Here is a 20,376-nt window from a genome sequence, read left to right as displayed (position 1 = left end):
GGTGGCCCGGCGAATGGTCGCCGCGCTCCTGTGCATCGTCGCGTGCAGCTCGCCGTCGCGCGATGGGCAGACCGACGGCGCTGGCGACGGAACGACCGCGAGCTCCGATGGAGACGGCACGAGCCTCGCCCGGACATCGCCCATGACCGCCGCCGCCACCGCCCCACGCACCGCCCCGAGGCCGTCGTTCGACTTCACGACGCCGGCGTTCCGTCGGGACCCGTACCCCCTTCTACGCGCAGCTTCGGCGCGAAATGCCGCTCATCCGCCCTCGGCTCCGCCAATCACGACGAGGCGCAATTCGAAGACCCGGAGCGCTTCGACATCGGGCGCCAGCCGAATCGTCACCTCGCCTTCGGCTTCGGGCCGCACTTCTGCCTCGGCGCTCCGCTCGCGCGGATCGAGGCGAAGCTGGCCTTTCGCGCGCTGCTGCAGCGATACACAGACATCCGACCGGCCGTGCCGCGCGCCGAGCTCGTCTGGCGCCGCTCGCAGTCCGTCCGCGGCCTGACTTCCCTCCCGCTGCGGGTCCGGCGCTGACCGAGCCCATCACTCGCAGGCCCACGAGTCCGTGCACCCCCACGCCATCGTATCGGGGTCGAACCTGCAGAGCTGACCGTCGCAGTCCTCGTTCCCGGCGCACGTGTCGGCGGGCGTCCGGCAGTGCAATTCCAGGTTCCACCCCCACCCGCACATGGACGGGCTGACCCCGCACTCGAACCCCGCCGGGCAGTCGCTGTCCGTGCGGCAATCCGCCGGCACGCACCTGTTCTCCGAGACGTACCCGTTGTTGTCGTACACGCTCGCGCACAGGCACGCCGACCCGACCCCGCACTCGTCGTCGGTCCGGCACTCGCCCCCGCACGGGCACACGACCGCCGCGTAGCGGTGCAGCGCGTCGATGGGGCACCACTCGAGCCCCGCCAGGACGTCCTCGTCGTCCCACAGGAACAGCAAGCCCCCGCCTTCGCAGGGCGCGTCCGGCTCCCCCGCGGGGACCGCCTCGATGTCCTCGCAGACCTCGCCGGTCTCGCTCGCCGTCGTCGACGCCGTCCCATCCCCCGTCTCCGCCTCGCTCGCCTGGGTCACGCCGCCACCGGTCGTCACTCCGTCGGTCGCCGGCGACGTCGACGCCTCCGTCGCGGTCTCCGCCGTCTGCGTGGTCGAACCATCGCCCGTCGCGGTCTCCGCCGTCTGCGTGGCCGAAGCATCGCCCGTCGCGGTCTCCGCCGTCTGCGTGGCCGAAGCATCGCCCGGCTGCCCCGGCCCGCACCCGACCACCACCAGCACCAACACCACGGATCGCATGTCCGACCCTATCACATCGAGCCGCGCCCATGCACGCGGCTCCTGCCACGCCGCGGCGTTCCGGTCGCGCGACCACGCGCGAGGCCCGCGGTCAGGCTCGCCGCCTGCTTCAGGACGTGCGCCCGATGTCTTTCTCGCCATGTCCAATGGGACATATCCTTAAAGACATACCGCTACCTAACCGCGTCGGACGGCCGCACGGTCGGCGACGGATCGCCCATCGACCCGGCGCACCACCCGGAGCGGCGGCGACTGCACTGGAGGGCGCCACACTGCATGTCTGCGCAGTACCACGAGGTCGCTGGGGCCGTGAGCTCGCCCTGGCCCGCGGGTCCGCACCACGGCGCCGAACTTCGCCCCCGCGAGGCTCCCGATCTGCCGCTACGATGCGCGCATGTCGGTCCCCGCCCGCCTCACCCTCGCGCTCGCCGTCTCCGCCCTGCCGGCCTGCAAGCACGCGTCCACCGAGGGCCGCGGGAGCGCGCACGACGCCCTGTTCGCGGTCGCGTGGGTGCAGACGAGCGCCGAGTACGAAGCGGCAGCGCGGCAAACGTACGCCGCGGCAGAGCGCGTGCTGGAGGCCGCGCTGGCCGACCCGACCTGGACGGCGGCGGTCGAGCAGACGGGCGACTTCTCGGCGCTGCCGCCGGCGCTCATCGTCGACGTCGACGAGACGGTGCTCGACAACAGCGCCTATCAGGCGCGCCTCGTCGCGTCCGGGGCCCCGTACTCGCCCGACACGTGGAACGCGTGGGTCGAGGAGCGCAAGGCCACGGCGGTCCCGGGCGCGGTGGCGCTGCTCGGCGCCGCGGCAGCCAGGGGCGTCCGCGTGTTCTACCTGTCGAACCGCGACGTGCGGCAGGCCGAGGCGACCCGCGACAACCTCGCGCGGCTGCAATTCCCCGACACCGACGACCTCGAGACGTTCTACTTCCGCGACGTCGCGCGCGGCTGGAAGGACAAGAGCCCGCGCCGCGCCGAGGTGGCGAAGACGCACCGCGTGATCTTCATGTTCGGCGACAACCTGTTCGACTTCGTCGAGAAGGAGCGGCCGACGCTCGCCGAGCGGGCGGCGATGGTCGAAGAGCACGCCTCGTGGTGGAGCTCGCGGTGGTTCCTCATTCCGAACCCGATGTACGGCTCCTGGGACGAGGCGCTGTTCGGCTACGACCACCAGAAGACGCCGGCCCAGAAGCAGGAGGCGCGGCTCGACGCCCTCGACCCGGCGCCGTGAGGGTCTCGGCAGAGCGCCAGGGTCGATACGCGACGGTCCCTCGCGCGAGCGCAGCGCTCTCCATCGAGGAACCATTCGCCGCGCGAGGCGACTCGCCGCGCCCATGCTTCGCACGCAGACTCGTCGCCGTCCTGGCAGCCGAGGCCGGTCATCCCTTCGGTCGCCTCGCCGAGGCGACCTTCCCCGGACGGCCGCGCCGAGCTCCGGGCGCTCCGTCCGTGCCGGTCGACCGGCGGGGCCCGTGAGCGGCGGCGACGGCGACCTCGGCGTCGATCAGAGCAGGTGGCCGCTCTTGTCGCGCTTGGTCGCCAGGTAGCGGCGGTTCTGCTCGCGGACCTCGGCGATCAGCGGCTCGCGGCACACCACGTCCACGCCGCCCTGCTGCAGGCCCGCGACCTTGCGCAGGTTGTTGGTGTGCAGCACGACCGAGCCGACCTCGAGCGCGCGTAGCATGGCGGCGGCGACCGAGTAATCGCGGAGGTCGTCGTCGAAGCCCATGTGGAGGTTGGCCTCGACGGTGTCGAGCCCGCGCTCCTGCAGGTGGTAGGCGCGGACCTTCTGGGCGATGCCGATCCCGCGGCCCTCCTGCCGCAAGTACAGGATGATGCCGGCCTCGCCGCGAGCGATCCGCTGCAGCGCCAGCTCGAGCTGATCGCGGCAGTCGCAGCGGTACGAGCCGAACACGTCGCCGGTCAGGCACTCGGAGTGGAGCCGCGTCGGCACCTCGGCCCGGCCGCGGACGTCGCCGCGGACGATCGCCACGTCGTCGAGCGTGCGACCGGCATCGTCGATGAACGACACGATCTGGAGCTCTCCGTGGCGCGAGGGCAGCCGCGCCTGGGAGAATACCTGCGCGCCACGACCGGCGCGCAGCGGCCGGATCTGGAGGTTGTTCGCCATGGGCATGCGCTGCCCAATGTCCATCACCCGCACCGAAGAATCAACATCCTCTGTCATCGCTCGTTCGCCCGATGGGTGCGCGCCGGAGCGGCCGCCGGGAAACGCCCCAGAACGGGCGCTGGGCGGGCGCCCGCCCAGCGCCCGGCCGCACGCCTCTCGCTCGCCGATTCGTCTCGCGCCTGTCGATAATGACGACCGTCATCATTTCGGCCGGACGCGACTCGCGTCATTCGCGGGGCCGCTCGTCCGATTCGCAATGTGAAGCGACGTCCCCGATGGCCCACCGGGTCCGCGCGGCGTCGCGAGGTCCTCTACCCCGTCGACGCTCGCGTCGGGGCGGCCGGCGAACCCGCGCTCGCCGAGCGCCACCAGATCGACTCGACGTGCGGAGCGTCGCCGAGCAGCGCGGCGGCCGGGTCCGCCGCGCCGAACAGCGCATCCAGCTGCGACGCGTAGGCGCGCACCGCCGGACCTGCGCGCAGGTCGAGCGCGGCGAACACATGCTCCTCGCGGCGCAGCGGCAGCTCCGGCGGGGTCGGCGCCGACAGCATCGCCGCCAGCGGAGCCAGGCAGGCCTCGCGCTCGTCGGCCGGCAGGTAGGCCTGCACGAACGCGGCCGCCCGCGCCGACGCGAGGTACTCCTCGGCCGGCGCGGGCGCGACCGGCTCGCCGTCGATCACCGCGCCGATCCGCCGCAGCCGGGCCCGCACGGCGTGGCGCACGAGCGCGTACGGGCGGTCCTCATAGAACCCGACGCGCCCCGCGACGCTCGCGTGCGCGGCCTGGACGACGCGGTGATCGAGGTGCTCGCCGACCCCGAGCGGCAGCAGGACCACCTCCGGCGCGACGCGCGTCACCGCCGCGACGATCGCCCGCGCGACGACGGCGGCGTCGACCGCGTCGACCTCGCCGAGCACGAGCGCGCGGAAGCTCCGCGGCAGCCCCCGGCGCTCGGGCGCGTCGAGCAGGCCGAGGTGCAGCGGCTCGGCGCCGAGCCGCGACAGCGCCGCGACGTCCTCGGCGCGCCGCGCGGGATAGCCCGCGTCGCCCTCGCTGAACACGGTCGCCACGACCACGCGCTCGACCCGGGCGCGCGCCGCCAGCCAGGCCGGCAGCGACAGCACCGCGTCGTCGAGGTGCGGCGATACCACCAGCACCGTCACGCGGCCCTCTCCACCAGCGCCCCGCCGACGCCGAAGCCGAGCGTCAGCACCAGCGTGACGCCGGGGGCGACGCCGTCCTCCGCGACGCCGATCGCCGCCAGCTCGGCGTCGTTGACGAGCAGCGTCGGCACGGCGCCGAGCCCCGCGGCCGCCAGGAACGCCTCGACGATCGGCTCGCCCGCGCCCCAGGGGTACGAGCACGTCCCGAGCGCGCCGTCCGGCGCAATCTCGCACGGCAGCGCCATCACGATCCGCTCGCAGCCCGCGCCCGCGGCCGCCCGCAGGCCGGCGGCGACGAACGCGATCAGGGCCGCGCGCCCCGCCCCGTCGACCGGCCGCGTGCTGATCGGGATCGCCGCGAGGTCGCGCGGGGAGCTCCAGCGCCGGCCGTCGCCGGCGAGGATCTTCAGACGGCTCTGCCCGAGGTCGACGACGAGCCCGCGCGCGCCGGCGAGGACCGCCAGGCCGCCCCGCTCGGCGCACCGCTCCGGCTCCGGCGCGCACACGGCCGGCACGCGCGAGCTGTCCCAGCGGACATGTCCCGCGGCGCCGCCGGCGAGCACGACCCGGTCGACGCGCCGGCACGCCTCCGGCAGCGGCGTCGCCGACTCGCAGGCCGCCTCGCCGTCGCGCAGCGCCTCGACCGCCCGCGCCAGCGCCCGCCCGTACGTCGCGTCGCGCGGCGCGGCGTACAGCGGCGCGCCGTCGACGACGACGTCCCACAGCTCGACGGGGGTCACCCGGGGATCACGGTGGCGAGCGAGCACTTCGTCTCCTCGACCGGCGGCCACGCCGGACATGTCCTTCGCGCCAGGTAGCGATAATACCAGCGCTCGAGGCGGTACCCGACGCGGCAGACCGCGAGCGCGAGCTGGAATTCGCGATATGCGATCCGGTCGGCCAGCGGCGCCGCGGCCAGCCGGTCGGGGCGGCGCGCGCCGAACCGCCGGTGCGCCGCGTCGAGCTCGGGGAACAGGGCGCTGCACCGCTCGAGCTCCATGCGCATGCGGCGGTAATAGCGATACATCCCGCGCAGGGTCTCCGGCGCCCGGAAATACACGCACCCCTCGGCGGCCTCGGCGAGGGCCTGCGGCCCGCGCTCGGCGACGATCCGGCGCGACAGATAGATGTCGTCGACGCGCATGCCGGCCGCGTAGTCGTAGAAGCGGTCGCGCGGCAGCCGGGCGATCCGCGGCGCCAGCTCGGCCCGCGTCGGCACGTCCCAGCCGCGGATGGCGAAGCACTTGCCGTTGAACCAGGTGCGCTGCGAGGAGAACCCGCGCTCGCGGTTGTACACGTGCAGCGCCCGCGCGAGGCGCCCGCGCGCGACCGGCGGCAGCGGCAGGCGCGGCGGGGACGCGACCGCGAGCTCGGGCCGCGCGAGCATCGTCCGCGCCAGCGCGGCGAGCGTCGGCGGCGTCACCAGCACGTCGGCGTCGACGAAGATCTGGAACGGCCCCGACCGCAGCCCCGCGCGCTGCGCCTCGACCTTGCCGCCGCTCGAACGGCGCGTCGCCACGCCGCGGGCCCGGGCGACCGCCTCGGTGCCGTCGGTGCAGTCGTCGAGCACGACCTCGATCTCGCAGCGGAACCCGCGCTGCGCGGCGTGGCGCGCCGACGCCAGCAAGGCGTCGAGGCACGGGCCGAGCGCCCGCTCCTCGTTCTTGGCCGCCACGGTCACGGGGATCACGCGCGACATCGTTCGAGCACCGCCCGGGCGGCCGCGCGAGCGCCTCCCGCGGCGCGGTAGCTGGCGGCGATCCGCCGCGCGCTGCGGCGGTGCTCGCCTTCGCCGCACAGCGCCGCGAGGTGCCGCCTCACCTCGTCGACCTCGGCGCGCGCGAGGTCGCACGCGACGCCGGCCCCGGCCTCGGCGACGAAGCGGGCGTTGTGCGGCTGGTCGTTGCAGATCGGCGAGACCAGCAGCGGCACCCCGTGCGCGAGCGCCTCCATCACCGAGTTGGCGCCGCCGTGGCTGACGAACGCGCGCGCCCGGGCCAGCAGCGCGAGCTGCGGCGCGTACGCGACCGCGCGGACGTCGGGCGGCGCGGCGAACGTGCGCGCCAGCCCGCCCATCGCCAGCACCAGCTGCCACGGCTGGCCGCGCGAGGCCGCGGTCACCACCTCGAACATCCGCGGCTGGTGCCAGATCTGGCTGCCGAGCGCCATCAGCACCAGCGGCCGGTCGTCGAGCGCCAGCGCCTCGACCTCGTCGCCGCGAGCATCGAGCGGCAACGACGCGCCGGCGAGCAGCACGTCCGGGACCTCGCGGCCGATCAGCGCGGCGGTCGTCCACGCGACGTTGAGCCACGGCGACAGGCAGTCGCTGACGCGAAATTGCGGCGCGGGCACGCCGTACTCCGCGAACAGGGCCGCCCGCGGCAGCGCCGACGTCGTCGCGATCAGCGCGCTGTCCCACGTGTCCGGCACGACCGGGTTGAGCGAGGTCGAGAACCCCGCCCACGGGATCTCCGCGCGGGCGGCCACGATCGGCGCCGCGTAGGCCATCGGGTCGGCGACGATCACGTCGGGCCGGAGCTCGCGGACGACCTGCGTCAGCCGCTCGACCTCGGCGGGCACGGTGTCGACCAGCATCGCGCCGATCCACCCGCGCAGGCGCTCGGGGTCGGCGACCAGCGCGGCGAAGCTCGCCCCGCGGTTGTCGTCCGGCGGCGGGGCCCCGGTCGCGCCGACGAACACGCGCTCGGGCGCGAAGCCGGCACGGGCGAGCGGCTCGCGGAGGTCGCACGGCGCGTAAAAAGCCACCGTGTGGCCGCGGCGCGCCAGCTCCTGCGCCGGCCCGACGAACGGGTGCACGTGGCCTTTTTCGGCGAGCACGACGAACAGCGCGCGGGTCATGCGAGCCCGTGATGATGCCCGAAGTGGCCCAGACAGACGACGCGAAACAGGGCCGCCCGCTCCCACTCGGCGAGCGTCCGCCGCGGCTCCGTCAGCGGCGCCAGCGCGGGCAGGTCGACCAGCATCCGCACGAGCGCCGGCGGGTCGGCGAGCAGCCGCGACGCCTCGCGCTGCAGCACCGCCGCCGCGCCCTGATCCTTCGGCAGCGCCGACTTGCGGCGCAGGCGGATCTCCTCCGGCAGCACCCCGCGGAGCGCCGCGCGCAGCCTCGCTTTCTCGACCCCGCCCGCGAGCCCCGTCGCCGGCGGCACCGCGGCCGCGAGCGCGAGCAGCTCGACGTCGGCGAACGGCACCCGCGCCTCGAGCCCCGCGCGCATCGTGTGCACGTCGCCGTTGTGGAGCAGCCGCGGCAGCCAGCGCTCGACGATCAAGGACGTCGTCCCGGCGATCCGCGCCGCCGGCGAGTCGGTCGGTCGCATCCACGCCCGGTAGCGCTCGGTGAACGCCGCCAGCGGGTCGGCGAGCACCTCGCGGCGCACCGGCACCTGGCCGAAGCGGCGCAGGATCGCCGCCGGGCTGGCCGTCGCGGCGGCGTCGAGGAGGAAGTGATAGCCGAAGTGCGTCTCGTCGGCCGCGTCGCCGACGAGCACCGCCTTGACGGCCCCGGCCGCCGCGCGCGCGAGCCGGTCCTGCGCGACCTCCTGCTCCCACGCCGGCAGCGCGTCGTTGTGGCGGGCGATCCGCTCGAGGTCCGCGGCGAGCTCGGCCCGCGGCGCCTGCACGCGCGTCAGCGGCAGCCCGCTCGCCGCCGCCGCCCGCGTCGCGAACGGCGAGTCGTCGGACACGACGATCGTCGAATGTGCGTAGTCGAACGCGTCCATGCCGTCGAACGCGATCGTGTACGCCGGCGGTGGATCGGGCAGCGCGGCCGCGGCGAACGCAGCGACCGCGCTCGAGTCGAGCCCGCCGCTGAGGAACACGCCGATCGGCGCCTCGGCGACGCAGGCCCGCCCGACCGCGCGCTGCAGGGCCGCTCGCACCGCTTCCGGCGCCGGCGCCTCGCCGCCCTGCGCGACCTCGAAGCGGAAGTACCGCTGGATCTGCACGCCGTCGACCGCGACCTCGAGCGTGTGCCCCGGCTGTAGATAGTCGACGCCAGCGAACATCGAGCGCGCGACCCCGCTGAAGCACGGCGCGATCAGGTATTCGAGCACCGCGTCGACGTCCGCGCCCACCCGCGAACGGAGCGAGTGCGCGACCGCGTGCGCCTCGGAGGCGAACACCAGCTCCACGCCGTCCCACGCGTACGCGAGCGGCTTGACCCCGAGCGGGTCGCGGGCCAAAAAGCCGCGGCGGCGCGCGTGGTCCCACACGAAGAACGCGAACATCCCGTTGAAGCGACGCACGCAGGCGGGCCCCCAGGCGGCGAACGCCGCCAGCACCGTCTCCGCGTCGCAGCGGGTGCGGAACGGGTACCGCAGCTCGGCGCGCAGCTCGGCGTGGTTGTAGACCTCGCCGTTGTAGACGATCGAGAACCGGCCGTCGGGGGTCGTCATCGGCTGGGCGCCGCCTTCGCGATCGAGCAGCGCGAGGCGGGTGTGCTGGAGCACCGCGTACGGGTCGACCAGCTCGCCCTCACCGTCGGGACCGCGGTGACGCAGCCGCCCGCGCATCGCCCGGGCCCGGCCGAGCTGGGCCGCCGCGCCGCCGTCGAAGCGAACGATCCCGGCTATGCCGCACACGACACGATCAGCCCGGGGAAGCGCCGCGACAGCAGCGCGAGCGTCGTCCAGCCGACGCGCGCGCGATCGGCGGAGAGATCGGGCTCGCGGCCGAGGGCCTGCGCCAGCGCGGCGACCCGCGGGCCGTCCCACAGCGGCGACAGGTCGATCGGCGGGGCGAAGCGCGGCTGCTTCGGCCGGCGGGCGATCGACTCGGGGACCCCGAGCGCGACCGCCAGCGATCGCAGCGCCTGCTTGTGCGGGTCCTCGGCGACGTGCGCCGCGACCGACTCGTCGAGGAACGGCGCGACCGGCACGAGCCCGGCCGCGCGGGCGAGCGCGCCGACGATCGGCAGATAATCCGCGCCCGACGTGCCGCGAAACACCTCGTCGGCGCCGTCCCCGGTGACGAGCACGTCGAGGCCGTCGTCGCCGACGGCGCGCGCGAGCAACCAGCGGCTGACCGGGTGCAGGTTGTACAGCGGACATTCGCAGGCCGCGATCACCAGCGGCAGCGCCTGCACGTAATCGGCCGCGCTCGCGCGAACGACCCGGAGCTCGAGCCCCAGCCGCCCGGCCACCGCGCGCGCCTCGGCCTCCTCGCTGTAGCCGGGCAGCTCGGGCGCCAATGTGTAGACCGTCGCGCGCGCGCCGAGCAGGGCCGCGAGCGCGGCCGAGTCGACGCCGCCGCTGAGCGCGAGGGCGACCCGCCCGCGCGGCAGCCGGTCGCAGGCCCCGGCGAGCAAGGCGTGCAGCGGCCCGGGTGCGTCGCGGCGGTGGATGCCGCGCAGCCGCGGCGGCAGCACCAGCCGCGCGCCGTCGATGCAGGTCGCGCCGTCGGCCGCGACCTCGCCGAACGCCGCGCGCACCCCGTGCCGATCGAGGGCCACGGCCGCCCGGCCGACGAGGCCGGCGAGCGAGGGCCCGCGTCGGCCCCGCCATTCGTAGCAGTGCGCCTCCATCACGTCTCGCGCACGCGCAGCGGGTGCAGCCGACCGGCGCGGACATCCGCCCTCGACAGCTGGGTGTGCGCCGCGACCGGGCCGTCGCCGCCGTGGCAGAAGCGGCACGAGACCAGCGGTTCGGCGCGGTTGAGGTACGCCAGCAGCGCCGCGCCGAGGTCGGGCGCGTCGAGCGGCACCCCGTCCCCGGCGAGCGCCGCCTCGCGATCGTCCGCGTAGGCCCCGTGGGCGATGTCGCGGTGGAATTCCTCGGCGTAGGCGGCCCGCGTGCACATGTAGAACTTGCCGCGGCGGACGACCAGGCAGCGGTGGCGCAGCCAGCAGCGCTCGTAGGTGGCGCCGACGGTCGCGTCGTCGGGCTCGCGGGCGAGCCGCATCACCTCGCTGAACTCGCCGACCGGCTTGACGTTGAGCACGACGTCGAACGCCCGCGCCCTGGCCCGCGCCGCCGCGAGGTGCGCCGGCCGCACCGGCGCGCTGGCGTAGTGAGAGATCGTCAGCTCGTCGAGCGCCGCCCAGAACGCGTCGTCCATCGCGTGCAGGCGCAGGCCGTTGGTGAACAGGCGGATCGTCTCGCTGATCCCGCTGCGCCGGATCGCGTGCAGGACCTCGGTGATCTGCGGGTGCAGCAGCGGCTCGCCGCCCATGATCTTGAACACGTCGACCTGCAGGTGCGCCGCCATCGTCCGGCACATCGCCTCGATCTCGGCGACCGTCAGCGTGCGCTCCGCCAGGTACGGCGACATGTTGCAGCAGTGGGCGCAGCGCAGGTTGCAGTGCTCGACGACGTGGAGCTCGAACGCCTCGACGCGGATCTTGTCGCCGCTGCGCGTGTAGACCTTGCGCTGCGAGGTCGGGCGGGCGCCGCGCCGGGCGAACGTCGCGCGCGCCCGCGCCCGCCCGTCGCGCGGGCGCACCTGCACGGCTGTCTCTTTGGACAGGCGCCGCCGCAGCCAGCGCTCGGCGCGCGCCTCGTCGTCGTCGACGACCGCGGCGTCGACCGCGAGCAGGTCCTCGACGCGGTACGCCCCGGCGACGCCGTGGGCCAGCAGCTCGGCCTGCGAGGTCGCGTGGCGCAGCGCGGCCAGCAAGCGCTCGAGCGCCGGCTCGCCGCGGTCCTCGACTGCCACCTGCACGTCGAGTTGGTCTTCGCCGGCCTCGCCGCCGATCACCGCGACCTCGATCGCCACGCCGTCATGGTTCGTCGACCAGCCGGTCATCCCGGCGAGGGTAGCCGGCCCGGCCGCTCGCGCTCAAGGCGGTCCGACGCCGCGCGGTTCGCGGGATCCGGGCGCGCGCGCTTCGACGTCCCGCCGACGACGAGGCCGGTCGAGGCTGACCCATGGGGTCACGCGCTCGGCGCCCGCGAGGTCCCATGGGGTCTACGCCGCCGCCGCGCCGAGAAGCATGCCCCGGCGCCTGGCATGTCGCTTGCTGATGATCGCGGGCGGCGGCCGTGACGTCGTCGGTCACGCGCAGCGCGAGGCGTCGTCATCAATTCCAATCATCGTCCCCTTCTCATCCTGTCCCTTTGTACATCCACGCTCGCGGTCGCGTGCGACGCGAGCCCCGCGCTGCTCGAGGAGCCCGCGCTGACCCCCGAGGTGATCGAGGCGATCGTGGCGATGCGACCGGCTCCTCGGCGAGCCATCCACCGAGCCTCACCGGCCGCTGCGAGGCGTGCCTCGAGTCTGGACAGCGCCGGAGCGCTGGGCCAGGGTGTCCGCATGCTCGCCCCCACTCACGAGCCGGCCGCCTCCGTCGCGGACGACGAGCGCCGCGTCCTCGCCGCGAGGGCCGCGGCGCTCGTGCTCGGCGCCCTGATGTTCTGGCCGGTCGTCACGACGCTGGGCGCCGGTCTCCAGTACGCGCTCCTCGACGTGCCCGGCGGCGCCCTCCCCTCGTACGCGACCCGGGCAGCGCTGATCGGGGGCGAGGCCGTGGTCCGACTCGTCGTGCTGCTGCTGGTCCTGCGCCTCGCGTCGCACGAACCCCGGGCCGCTCCGCGGCGCATGTCCTTGCTCGGGTGGATCGCGCTCGCGCTGCTGGTCGCCGCGGCCCTCGGGGCCCACGCGGCGAGCGTCCGGCTCTCGGCCCGGATCGCCCAGGCGGTCGGCTCGCTCGGCGCGGAGCCGCTGTCGACGTGGCTGCAGGAGACCACCGAGCTGTCGCTCCTCCAGCTCGGGCTCGACGCGACGGCCCTCCTCGCGGGCTTCGTCTACGCGGTCGTGCGCTGGCAGATCGCCGCCGCGCGCACGCGTCGTTGACGGGCCGGCGCCGCTCGCGTCCTCCATCGCACGGAACCCCCCGGTTCACGACTCGCCGCCGACGCGGTCCCAGTCGACCTCGCACAGCGCCTCGACGAGCAGCGAGCGCCACAGGTCGTAGGCCGCGCCGCACACCTCGCCGTCCAGGTGACAGTCCTGGCTGTACGATTGATTGAAGGCGACCACGACGTCGACCCCGGCGGGGATCGCCGTGCAGCGCGCGGACTCGGTCGCGACCGCGAAGTCGTAGCGCCCGCTGCCCGCCGCCAGCGGGACGACCGCGTAATCGACCGGCGCGCCGACGAACTGGCCGGCCCACGCGGTCGCGCCGGCGAGGTTGCCCCCGTGCTGGCGATTGACGGGACTTTGGTGCAGGGCCCGCGAGCGGCCGTAGAACGGGGCGCCGTCGTCGTGGCCGCCGGGCATCACCCGGCCGAGCCAGTAACGCCCCACGATCTCGAGCAGCACCGGGGCCTCGGCGGCGAGCAGGCCGGTCGACACCGGCGCGCCGATCCATTCATACGACAGCGGCAGCCGCTCCCGCTCCCACGCGTAGTTGACGGGCCGGCCACGCTCGCGCCATTCGTCGAACGTGCACCGGCCGTCGCCCTGCAGGATGCAATAGGGCCGCTTGGGATCGTCGTATTCGGGGTAGTACGTGCGCCGCCCCGGCGTCCACATGCGATAGCGCGGCTCCGCCGGATCGCGCGCCTCGAGGTACGGGTGACTGAGGCTGATGCCGTGCCGCGAGGCGCGGCCCGCCGCCAGGCCGAGCTCGTCGCGCAAGAACGCGTCGAGCAGCGAGCCGTCGTGCGACTCGAGGTCGCCGCCGCGGGCGACCTCGAGGCGACCGCCGACGGTGGCGGCGACCAGCGAGAGGACGTCGAAGCCGAGGTTCGAGTAGCTCGCGCGCGCCCCGGGGTCCGAGCGCAGGCAGGTCGAGCCGAGCGCCAGCACGCCCTCGGCCAGCTCCGGCGGCGCGACGAAGTAGCCGTCGCGCCCGGGGCCCTGGCGGATCGCCCGCCGCGGGGGCATGAGCGCGGCCTGCTCGGCGGCCAGCGCCTCGCGGGTCCACAGCTCGCGCAGCGCCTGCAGGCGGTCGCCGGCGAGCAGGTCCGGGCCGGCGCCGGGCAGGCCGGCGCGGTGCGACAGCAGGTGGCCGATCGTGACCTCGCGCCAGCGCGGATCGGCGCGCGCGTCACAGTCACCGCCGGTGGCGAACGCGGGCGCGCGCGGACCGAGCAGCGTCTCCTCGATCCGCGGCGGCAGCAGGCGCAGCGGCCCGCCGACCAGCGGCAGCGCCTCGATCGCGGCGTCGTCGGCGGGCAGGCCTTCGGCCGCGAGGGCGTCGCGCAGGACGCGGCGCACGAGGATCGCGCCGATGTTCTTGCCGACGCTGCCGATCCGCATCGGCGTGTCCGGCAGGGTGGTCGCGCCGCCGGCGAAGCGGTCGCGCCGGGAGGCGCACTCGCGGCTGGGCGGGCCGTCGCGGAAGCCGTAGCCGCGCGCGGCCACGACCTCGCCGTCGCGCGCGATCGCCAGCACCCCGGCGCCGATGCACAGCTGGCTCATCACGCGGACCACGACGTCGTCGACGCCCTCCAGTGCGGGGTCGAGCGGACCGTCCGCGGGGATGTCGTGCCGCGCCGGCCGGTCGCCGTGGCAACCTGACCCGAAGGACATGCCCAGCGCGAGCCCGGCGACGAGGGCGGCGAGCCGCGAGGTCGCGCGTCGGCGAGGCATCGCGCTCAGCATAGGCGAAGACCGCCCGCCGACGCGAGCCCGGACGACCTGCGCCGTGGCTGCGATGATGCGGGTGATGCGGCGACTACGGGGCCATCTGGATGCTCGAGATGTCGTCGTCGAGGCCCTCGGACAAAAAGCCGCCTTTCGGGAGCGAGTCGAGCTCCGAGTGCGGCGGCAGCTCGATGCCCCCCTGCGAGAACGAGGGGTGCCAGAACGCGACCAGCCGGCGCGCGCTGTTGTTGCGCATCGACGAGATGCTGTCGTTCTCGATCCCCATGCTCTCCGCGTTCGCGTACGACTCGTCGCCGGGCAGCACCACGCAGTCGCCGCGGAGGTAACTGTTCTCGAACAGCGCGATCTCCCCCTCGCGGAGGTCGTCGCACAGCTGCGAGCGGCTGGCCGGCTCGACGCGGATCGACGAGATCCTGTCGTTGAAGCCGCCGAGCCCCGCCGCCATCGTCCCGGGCGCGTAGGCGTTCCAGTCGCCGGCGAACACCGGGTCCTTGAAGATCCGGGCCCGGACCGCGCTGCCGACCTTGATCGCGCTGATGGCGTCGTTGCCGACCAGGAAGTTGGCCGCGTACGGGTAGAAGCCCGGCGTCAGCGCGGCGCAACTGCCGGCGAAGTTGCTGTCGCGATAGACGAGGACCTCGTGCGGCAGGGGGTTGCGCGCGCAGTTCGTCGCGGTGCCGGTGAGGATCGAGTGCGGCCAGCCCTTCGGCTCGGACGGCGGCGTCGGCGTCGGCGGTTTGGGGCCCGGGTCCAGCACGCCGCCGTCCTTCGGGATGTCGACGGGAGGCTGGAAGGTCCCGGGCCCCGGCGTGGGCGTCGTCGGCGTGACGCCCGGTCCCGGCGCGCCGCCGTCTTTCGGGGGGTGGACGCCGGGCCTTTTGCCCTTGCCCGCGGGTGTCGGCGGGGGCGGTGTCGGTGTCGGCGTCGTCGGCGTGACGCCCGGTTCGAGCGCGCCGCCGTCCTTCGGGATGTCGGCGCCGGGCTTTTTGCCCTTGCCGGCGGACGCCGGCGAGGCGCCGACCAGAGCGGCGGCGAGGAGGAGCAGCACGGGAGCAGCGCACCGATCGAACCGGACCATCGTCGAATCTCCTGACACGGTCGTCGAGACGCGGGGCGACGCCGATCTCGACCGCCCGCAGGCTACCGCAAGGCGGCCGAGCGCCGGCGCCGACAGAACCGCGCAACGCCCCGCGGGCGCCGTTTCAGGCCCCGTCGCGGCCGCCCGCGCCCGACGTGAGCGCCCCCGGGGACCGGCCACCTCGCCGCGCGCGGAGCGTCCGCTCGCGTGCGCGCCCGCGCGAGGCCGCCGGCAAATGATGGCAGGCGCCGATTCGGGGCAGTCGAGGCTCGCCCGCCCGGCGCTGGTGTGCATGCTCCATGGGACATGTCTTGACAAACATGCTTACATCCAACGTCTCTCCAGCTGAGCGGATGGGGTCATGACAATTCCGTGGCTCGAGTCTCCAGTCCCGCGGGCGATTTCGCGACGCCGCCTCTCCGCCGGCGACTCGTCGGGCGATTTCATCGAACATGGCCCCTGGGGCGGGCTGCCGTCGTCACGGCTCGTATTCGAGCCGTGATCGGCTTCTCCGCACGGCCGTTCCTGGCCCGTGGACTGCGGCGCGAGCGGTCCGCAAGATGAACCAATGAACTACGTTCCAATAGGTCTTCCGCAGCGGGCGCGCGACCCCGAGGCCCGGCGAGAGCGGCTCGCGCGGAGCCGCGGGGAGTACGAGTACGAGCCGCGAGATCCCGAGACACACTGGCTATATCCCGTCCCGGTCGCCAAGCGCTTCCCGATCCGCGAGTGGTACAGCCCCGGCTGGGTCCTGCGGCTGTTGCCGGTGCTCGTGCCCTCGCTGGCGCGCCGGGCCTTGCAGACGGGCCTCGGTCGAGCGGCGGAGACGATCGGGCTCGTGCGGGGCGCGGATCGCTTTCGCCTGCTCTCGCTCGGCGTCACGCGGCCGGCGTGGGTCGACGAGACGGACGCGCTCGACGACGCCTTCGCGCGCCAGCGCCTCGACGGTCCGTGCCCGGTGCTGCTCGAGCGAGTCCGCGATCCGGCCCGCCTCGCGCAGCTGTTCGCCTCCGGCGAGGCGCTGGCGCGCGCGCACGCGCCGGAGCTGGCGGCCGGGCGGCTGTTCGCGGTCGAGTACTCGCTGTTGCAGCGCGCCTTGCCGCTGCGACGGCCCCGCGACTCCCGCTGGCGCGCGCGCTACATGGCGGCGCCCCGCGTGCTGTTCCAGCAGCACGGAGAGCGCGGCGGACTCTGCGAGCTGCGCCCGATCGCCATCCAGCTCGACGGGCCCGACGCGCCGCCGCCCAACCCGCTGTACCGCCCCGGCGACGGCGCCGCCTGGTACATGGCGAAGCTCCACGCCCAGGCCGCCGAGATGAGCGTGCACATCTTCGGCAGCCACCTCGGGCAGGTCCACACCGTCATCGAGGCGTTCGCCATGGCCACCCCGCGCTGCCTCGCCCCCGAGCACCCGATCCACGTGCTGCTCGAGCCGCACCTGCGCTGGACCCTGCAGGTCAACGCCGACGGCAACGCCCTGCTGCGCGACACCTCCAGCCACTTCGGCACGATCTACGGCGGCTCGCTCGCCGACATGCGCGCCGTCCTGATCGCGGCGCGCTCCGAGGTCACCTTCCTCGACCTCGAGCTCGAGCGCGACCTGGCGCGGCGCGGCGTCGCCGAGGCGCCGCTCGACTATCCGTTCCGCGACGACGCGCGCCCGTGGATGACGGCGATCCGTCGCTTCGTCGCCGCGTACGTCGAGCTGTTCTACGGCGGCGACGCCGACGTGACCGGCGACCACGAGCTGCAGGGCTGGTTCCTCGAGCTCCTGTCCCCCGACGGCGGCGACCTCCGGAGCTTGACCGCGAGCGGCCGGCTCGGCACCCGCGAGGAGCTGGTCGAGGTGCTCACCCAGGTGCTCTTCACCGCGGGGCCGCGGCACGCGGCGCTGCACTACGGGCAACCTGACTTCTATTCGTTGATCGAGGGCTTCCCCGCGGCGATCTACCAGCCGCCCCCGCGCGAGGGGGCGCCGGCGAGCTTCGACGCGCTCCTCCCCCCGCTCGCGCCGGCGGCCACGCAGGTCCACTACAGCGCGATCGCCGTGCATCGGGCCAGCCGCTTCGGCGACTATGCGTCGTCGCGCCTCGGCAAGCTGCTGCAGGCGCGCGCCGCGGTGCAACGCCTGCAGCGCGACCTCGCCGCGATCGAGGCCGAGCTCGACGAACGAAACCGCCGGCGCCCCCGCCCCTATCGTTATTTGTTGCCCAGCCTGGTCCCCGCCAGCGTCCACTTCTGAGGGGGCCATGCGACGAACATCGTGGAAGAATTGGCACGGCAACCTGCGCTGCACCGCGCGCGTCGAGGAGCCGGACAGCCTCGCCGCGCTCGCGCGAGTCGTGCGCGACGGCGCCTCGCGCGGGCGGGTGCGCCTGTGCGGCGGCGGCTATTCGTGGAGCCCGCTGGTGCCGACGCAGGACACGCTGATCCGCATGGGTCGGTTGACTCGCTGCCTGTCGTTCGACCGCGACGCCGATCCGCCGACCGTGCGGGTCGAGGCGGGCGCGACGATCGGCGAGCTGACGGCGGCGCTGCGGGCCCGCGGGCTGTCGCTGATAAGCCCGCCGATGTTCGACCGCGTCACCGTCGGCGGCGCCGCCGCGACCGGCTCGCACGGCACGCGCATGAGCGCCGGGTGCTTCGCCGACAGCATCGCGTCCATGACGCTGGTCGACGCGAGCGGCGAGGTCGTCGAGCTCGACGGCGCCGACGCCGGCGCGCTGCGGGCGGCGCGGGTCGCTCTCGGGGCCTTCGGGGTGATCTACGCGGTGACGCTGCGCTGCGAGCCCGCGTTCCGCGTCAGCGTGGAGCAGCGCTATCACCCGCTCGAGCACGTGCTCGACGAGCTCGACGATCTGACGTCCACCTACGAATTCGCCGAGCTGCTGTGGATGCCCGGCGAGCCCGACGTGCTCGTCCGCGGCCTGCACCGGACCACCTCGCCGGAGACGCCGGAGCTGTGGCCGAGCGGCAACCTGCACCGCCTCCGCATGGGCACCGGCGTGCTCGCCGGCGAGTTGATGATGCCGGCGATCGTCCGCCTGCGCCCCGACCTCGCGCCCGCCCTGCTGCGATTCGGCCGCGCGGTGATGTTCGCCGAGGGCGCGTGGGTGCGGGCCGCCGCGCGCGAATGGCACCACATCGACGCCTACCCGCGTTGCCTGGACTTCTCGTGCTCCGTGCCGATCGCCGCGACCGCGACCGCCTTCCGCATCATCCGCGCGGCGATCGAGGAGCACCGCTCGCGCGCCCGCTTCCCGGTCAACCTCGCCGCGGTGGCCCGCTTCACCGGCCCGAGCGACGCCTACCTCGCCCCGTGCGAGGGGCGTCCGAGCTGCTTCATCGAGGTCGCCGCGGTCCGCGGCACGCCGGAGTTCGACGGCTTCCACCGCGAGCTGTACGAGCGCCTGTCCGCCGCCATCGCCGGCCTGCGGCCGCACTGGGGCAAGCTGCTGCTGTCGCCCGCCACCTGGCGCGATCGCTTCGACAAATTGCCCGAGTTCCTCGCCGAGCGGCGGCGCTTCGACCCCGACGGCGTGTTCCTCAACGAATTCCTCGAGCGCGAGGTGTTCTCGCTCTGACGCGCTCCGACCTCAGGCACGACGACGCACGCGCATCGGCATGTCGCCCGCGGGCCGGAGCGTCACGAACGGCAGCGGCACGACCGGGCCCGCGGACACCCGCTCGAAGCGGAACCGCTCGATCAGCGTCGCCAGCACCAGCACGCCCTCGAGCATGGCGAACGCCGCCCCGATGCACACGCGCGGCCCGGTGCCGAACGGCAACCACGAGAGCCGCGGCCGCGACGCCTCGGCCTCGGGCGAGAAGCGGCCCAGGTCGAAGCGCTCGGGCTCGGGATAAAGATCGGGCCGCCGGTGCAGCATGTACGGCGCGATGTAGATCGAGGTGCCCGCGGGCAGGTGATAGCCGCCGACCGTCGTCGCCTCGACGCTCTCGCGCGCGAACATGTAGATCGGCGGATACAGGCGCAGCGCCTCCTTGAAGGCCCGCGCGGTCAGGGGCAGTCGCGGCAGGTCGCTCACCGCCGGGCGGCGCCCCGCGAGCGCGTCGACCTCGCGCTCGAGCTCGAGCCGCGCCTCGGGGTTGCGATCGAGGAGGTCGAGCGTCCACGCGATCGCCGACGCGGTGGTCTCGTTACCCGCGCCGAAGAAGGTCATGATCTCGTCGCGCAGATCCTGGTCGCCGAGGTGCCCCTGGTCGTCGCAGGCGCGGATCAGCAGATCGAGCAAGTCCTTCGCGGTCTCGCCGGACGCGCGCCGGGCCGCCAGCAGCGGCAGGAGCCGCGCCTCGATGCGCGCGACGTCGGCCCGTAGCGCCGCCGTGCGGGCCCCGGGCAGCAGCAGCGGCCGCTCGAGCCGCGCCGCCAGGCGCTCGATGGCGGCAGCGCCGCGATCGCCGAGCCGCCGCGAGAGGCCCGCGAGCAGCCGGCCGAGCACGAGCTGCGCCATCAGCGGGAGCGAGGTCGCATAGTACCCGGTCCAGCCCAGGGTCCGGGTCAGCGGCTCGCTCATCGCGTCGGCGAGGTCGAGGTCGTCGGCCGAGAACAGGGCGCGCGCGATCGCTGCCATGGCGATCCGCACCGCCTCGTGCATCACCGGCACCTCCGCGCCGTCCTGCCAGCGCGCGGCCACCTGCGCCGCCGAGTCGACCATGACCTCGCCGAAGCGGGCCAGCTCGGCCTGGGTGAACAGCGGGGCCAACAGGCGGCGATGACGACGCCAGCGCGCGTCGCCCTTGCTCGAGACCAGGCCCGCGCCCACCAGCGGCATCAGGCTGACGCGGGTCGACAGCGGCTTGTCGAAGCTCTTCGCCTTCTCGACCAGCACCTCGTGGATCAGCGACGGCGCGTTGATCAGCACCACCCGGCGGTGCAGCACCCGCAGCACCGCGATCCGATCGATCTCCTGCGCCGCGCGGCGGAGCAGGCCCAGGCGATCGTCCCGCAGCTCCGCCAGGTGCCCGAGCACGCGGTGGCCCCCGGAGAGGACCGTTATTCGCGAGATGTCCGCCGTCACGCCGCCAGGCCCGATCCCTACCACGAAGCCCGCAGCGACGGCCACGCCGCGCAGTCGCACCTGCGCGGCCGCGGCTCGCTCACGCGC

17 protein-coding genes are annotated in these 20,376 nt (G+C 74.5%); 5 read left to right on the top strand and 12 right to left on the bottom strand.

The window, feature by feature from the left end; all coding sequences use genetic code 11:
- The first annotated feature begins 42 nt into the window (after window positions 1-42).
- Window positions 43-540: a cytochrome P450 gene (locus tag NAEX_RS54020; RefSeq protein ID WP_275937611.1), complete on the top strand. Its 498-nt coding sequence runs from the start codon at window positions 43-45 to the stop codon at window positions 538-540.
- A 9-nt stretch (window positions 541-549) separates the two neighbouring features.
- Here the strand turns inward: NAEX_RS54020 and NAEX_RS33275 are convergent, their stop codons facing one another.
- Complete coding sequence (locus NAEX_RS33275) at window positions 550-1,308, bottom strand: hypothetical protein (protein ID WP_096331508.1); 759 nt, start codon at window positions 1,306-1,308, stop codon at window positions 550-552.
- 394 nt (window positions 1,309-1,702) lie between these two features.
- Between NAEX_RS33275 and NAEX_RS33270 the strand changes: the two genes are divergently transcribed.
- Window positions 1,703-2,542 (top strand): 5'-nucleotidase, lipoprotein e(P4) family, encoded by an 840-nt coding sequence (locus NAEX_RS33270; protein WP_096331507.1) that lies wholly within the window; start codon window positions 1,703-1,705, stop codon window positions 2,540-2,542.
- Between the two features lie 273 nt (window positions 2,543-2,815).
- On the opposite strand, the gene ribA is transcribed toward NAEX_RS33270, so the two are convergent.
- From ribA to NAEX_RS33235, 8 genes are all read right to left on the bottom strand, one after another.
- Entirely contained in the window at window positions 2,816-3,448 is a 633-nt protein-coding gene (gene ribA, locus NAEX_RS33265) for a GTP cyclohydrolase II (RefSeq protein ID WP_211302518.1), read from the bottom strand.
- A 305-nt stretch (window positions 3,449-3,753) separates the two neighbouring features.
- Window positions 3,754-4,605, bottom strand: coding sequence for a PIG-L family deacetylase (locus NAEX_RS48670; RefSeq protein ID WP_143141478.1), 852 nt, complete (start codon window positions 4,603-4,605; stop codon window positions 3,754-3,756).
- Window positions 4,602-5,345 carry a hypothetical protein gene (locus NAEX_RS48665; protein ID WP_143141479.1) on the bottom strand — a complete coding sequence of 248 codons (744 nt, stop codon included), beginning with the start codon at window positions 5,343-5,345 and terminating at the stop codon, window positions 4,602-4,604. Before NAEX_RS48665 ends, NAEX_RS48670 begins: the two co-directional genes overlap by 4 nt.
- Window positions 5,342-6,295: a glycosyltransferase gene (locus NAEX_RS33255; protein WP_170136203.1), complete on the bottom strand. Its 954-nt coding sequence runs from the start codon at window positions 6,293-6,295 to the stop codon at window positions 5,342-5,344. Before NAEX_RS33255 ends, NAEX_RS48665 begins: the two co-directional genes overlap by 4 nt.
- Window positions 6,292-7,464, bottom strand: a complete 1,173-nt coding sequence (locus NAEX_RS33250) for a nucleotide disphospho-sugar-binding domain-containing protein (protein WP_096331503.1) — start codon at window positions 7,462-7,464, stop codon at window positions 6,292-6,294. The genes NAEX_RS33255 and NAEX_RS33250 overlap by 4 nt, the downstream gene beginning before the upstream one ends.
- On the bottom strand, window positions 7,461-9,206 hold the full coding sequence (asnB, locus tag NAEX_RS33245; protein ID WP_096331502.1) for an asparagine synthase (glutamine-hydrolyzing): 1,746 nt from the start codon (window positions 9,204-9,206) through the stop codon (window positions 7,461-7,463). The genes NAEX_RS33250 and asnB overlap by 4 nt, the downstream gene beginning before the upstream one ends.
- Window positions 9,194-10,075, bottom strand: coding sequence for an asparagine synthase C-terminal domain-containing protein (locus tag NAEX_RS33240; RefSeq protein ID WP_170136202.1), 882 nt, complete (start codon window positions 10,073-10,075; stop codon window positions 9,194-9,196). The genes asnB and NAEX_RS33240 overlap by 13 nt, the downstream gene beginning before the upstream one ends.
- Window positions 10,076-10,146: 71 nt before the next feature.
- Window positions 10,147-11,367, bottom strand: a complete 1,221-nt coding sequence (locus NAEX_RS33235) for a radical SAM protein (RefSeq protein WP_096331500.1) — start codon at window positions 11,365-11,367, stop codon at window positions 10,147-10,149.
- Window positions 11,368-11,874: 507 nt separating this feature from the next.
- On the opposite strand from NAEX_RS33235, the gene NAEX_RS33230 reads away from it, so the two are divergent.
- Window positions 11,875-12,414, top strand: coding sequence for a hypothetical protein (locus NAEX_RS33230; protein WP_096331499.1), 540 nt, complete (start codon window positions 11,875-11,877; stop codon window positions 12,412-12,414).
- 45 nt (window positions 12,415-12,459) lie between these two features.
- Here NAEX_RS33230 and NAEX_RS33225 read toward each other — a convergent pair whose 3' ends face one another.
- On the bottom strand, window positions 12,460-14,157 hold the full coding sequence (locus tag NAEX_RS33225) for a serine hydrolase domain-containing protein (RefSeq protein WP_170136201.1): 1,698 nt from the start codon (window positions 14,155-14,157) through the stop codon (window positions 12,460-12,462).
- 85 nt (window positions 14,158-14,242) lie between these two features.
- Window positions 14,243-15,220 carry a hypothetical protein gene (locus NAEX_RS33220; RefSeq protein ID WP_096331497.1) on the bottom strand — a complete coding sequence of 326 codons (978 nt, stop codon included), beginning with the start codon at window positions 15,218-15,220 and terminating at the stop codon, window positions 14,243-14,245.
- Window positions 15,221-15,818: 598 nt separating this feature from the next.
- Here NAEX_RS33220 and NAEX_RS33215 point away from each other — a divergent pair.
- Window positions 15,819-17,492, top strand: a complete 1,674-nt coding sequence (locus NAEX_RS33215) for a lipoxygenase family protein (protein ID WP_096331496.1) — start codon at window positions 15,819-15,821, stop codon at window positions 17,490-17,492.
- A 7-nt stretch (window positions 17,493-17,499) separates the two neighbouring features.
- The gene (locus NAEX_RS33210; RefSeq protein WP_170136200.1) at window positions 17,500-18,834 is read left to right on the top strand and encodes a D-arabinono-1,4-lactone oxidase; all 1,335 of its coding nucleotides are present in this window, start codon (window positions 17,500-17,502) and stop codon (window positions 18,832-18,834) included.
- Between the two features lie 12 nt (window positions 18,835-18,846).
- Here NAEX_RS33210 and NAEX_RS33205 read toward each other — a convergent pair whose 3' ends face one another.
- The gene (locus NAEX_RS33205; RefSeq protein ID WP_211302517.1) at window positions 18,847-20,289 is read right to left on the bottom strand and encodes a cytochrome P450; all 1,443 of its coding nucleotides are present in this window, start codon (window positions 20,287-20,289) and stop codon (window positions 18,847-18,849) included.
- Between the last annotated feature and the right edge of the window lie 87 nt (window positions 20,290-20,376).

It is taken from the genome of Nannocystis exedens, from assembly GCF_002343915.1.
Classification (GTDB): Bacteria; Myxococcota_A; Polyangia; order Nannocystales; family Nannocystaceae; genus Nannocystis; species Nannocystis exedens.
The sequence above is the reverse complement of the archived record's forward strand: the minus strand, read 5'-3'. Positions and strand labels throughout refer to the sequence as shown.

Bases quoted from the DNA above. Each gene is read 5' to 3' on its own strand.
- NAEX_RS33235 (WP_096331500.1), bottom strand. From the start codon at position 11,367: ATGACCGGCTGGTCGACGAACCATGACGGCGTGGCGATCGAGGTCGCG.
- NAEX_RS33225 (WP_170136201.1), bottom strand. From the start codon at position 14,157: ATGCCTCGCCGACGCGCGACCTCGCGGCTCGCCGCCCTCGTCGCCGGG.
- NAEX_RS33230 (WP_096331499.1), top strand. From the start codon at position 11,875: ATGCTCGCCCCCACTCACGAGCCGGCCGCCTCCGTCGCGGACGACGAG.
- NAEX_RS33250 (WP_096331503.1), bottom strand. From the start codon at position 7,464: ATGACCCGCGCGCTGTTCGTCGTGCTCGCCGAAAAAGGCCACGTGCAC.
- NAEX_RS33210 (WP_170136200.1), top strand. From the start codon at position 17,500: ATGCGACGAACATCGTGGAAGAATTGGCACGGCAACCTGCGCTGCACC.
- ribA (WP_211302518.1), bottom strand. From the start codon at position 3,448: ATGCCCATGGCGAACAACCTCCAGATCCGGCCGCTGCGCGCCGGTCGT.
- NAEX_RS33270 (WP_096331507.1), top strand. From the start codon at position 1,703: ATGTCGGTCCCCGCCCGCCTCACCCTCGCGCTCGCCGTCTCCGCCCTG.
- NAEX_RS33275 (WP_096331508.1), bottom strand. From the start codon at position 1,308: ATGCGATCCGTGGTGTTGGTGCTGGTGGTGGTCGGGTGCGGGCCGGGG.
- NAEX_RS33215 (WP_096331496.1), top strand. From the start codon at position 15,819: ATGAACTACGTTCCAATAGGTCTTCCGCAGCGGGCGCGCGACCCCGAG.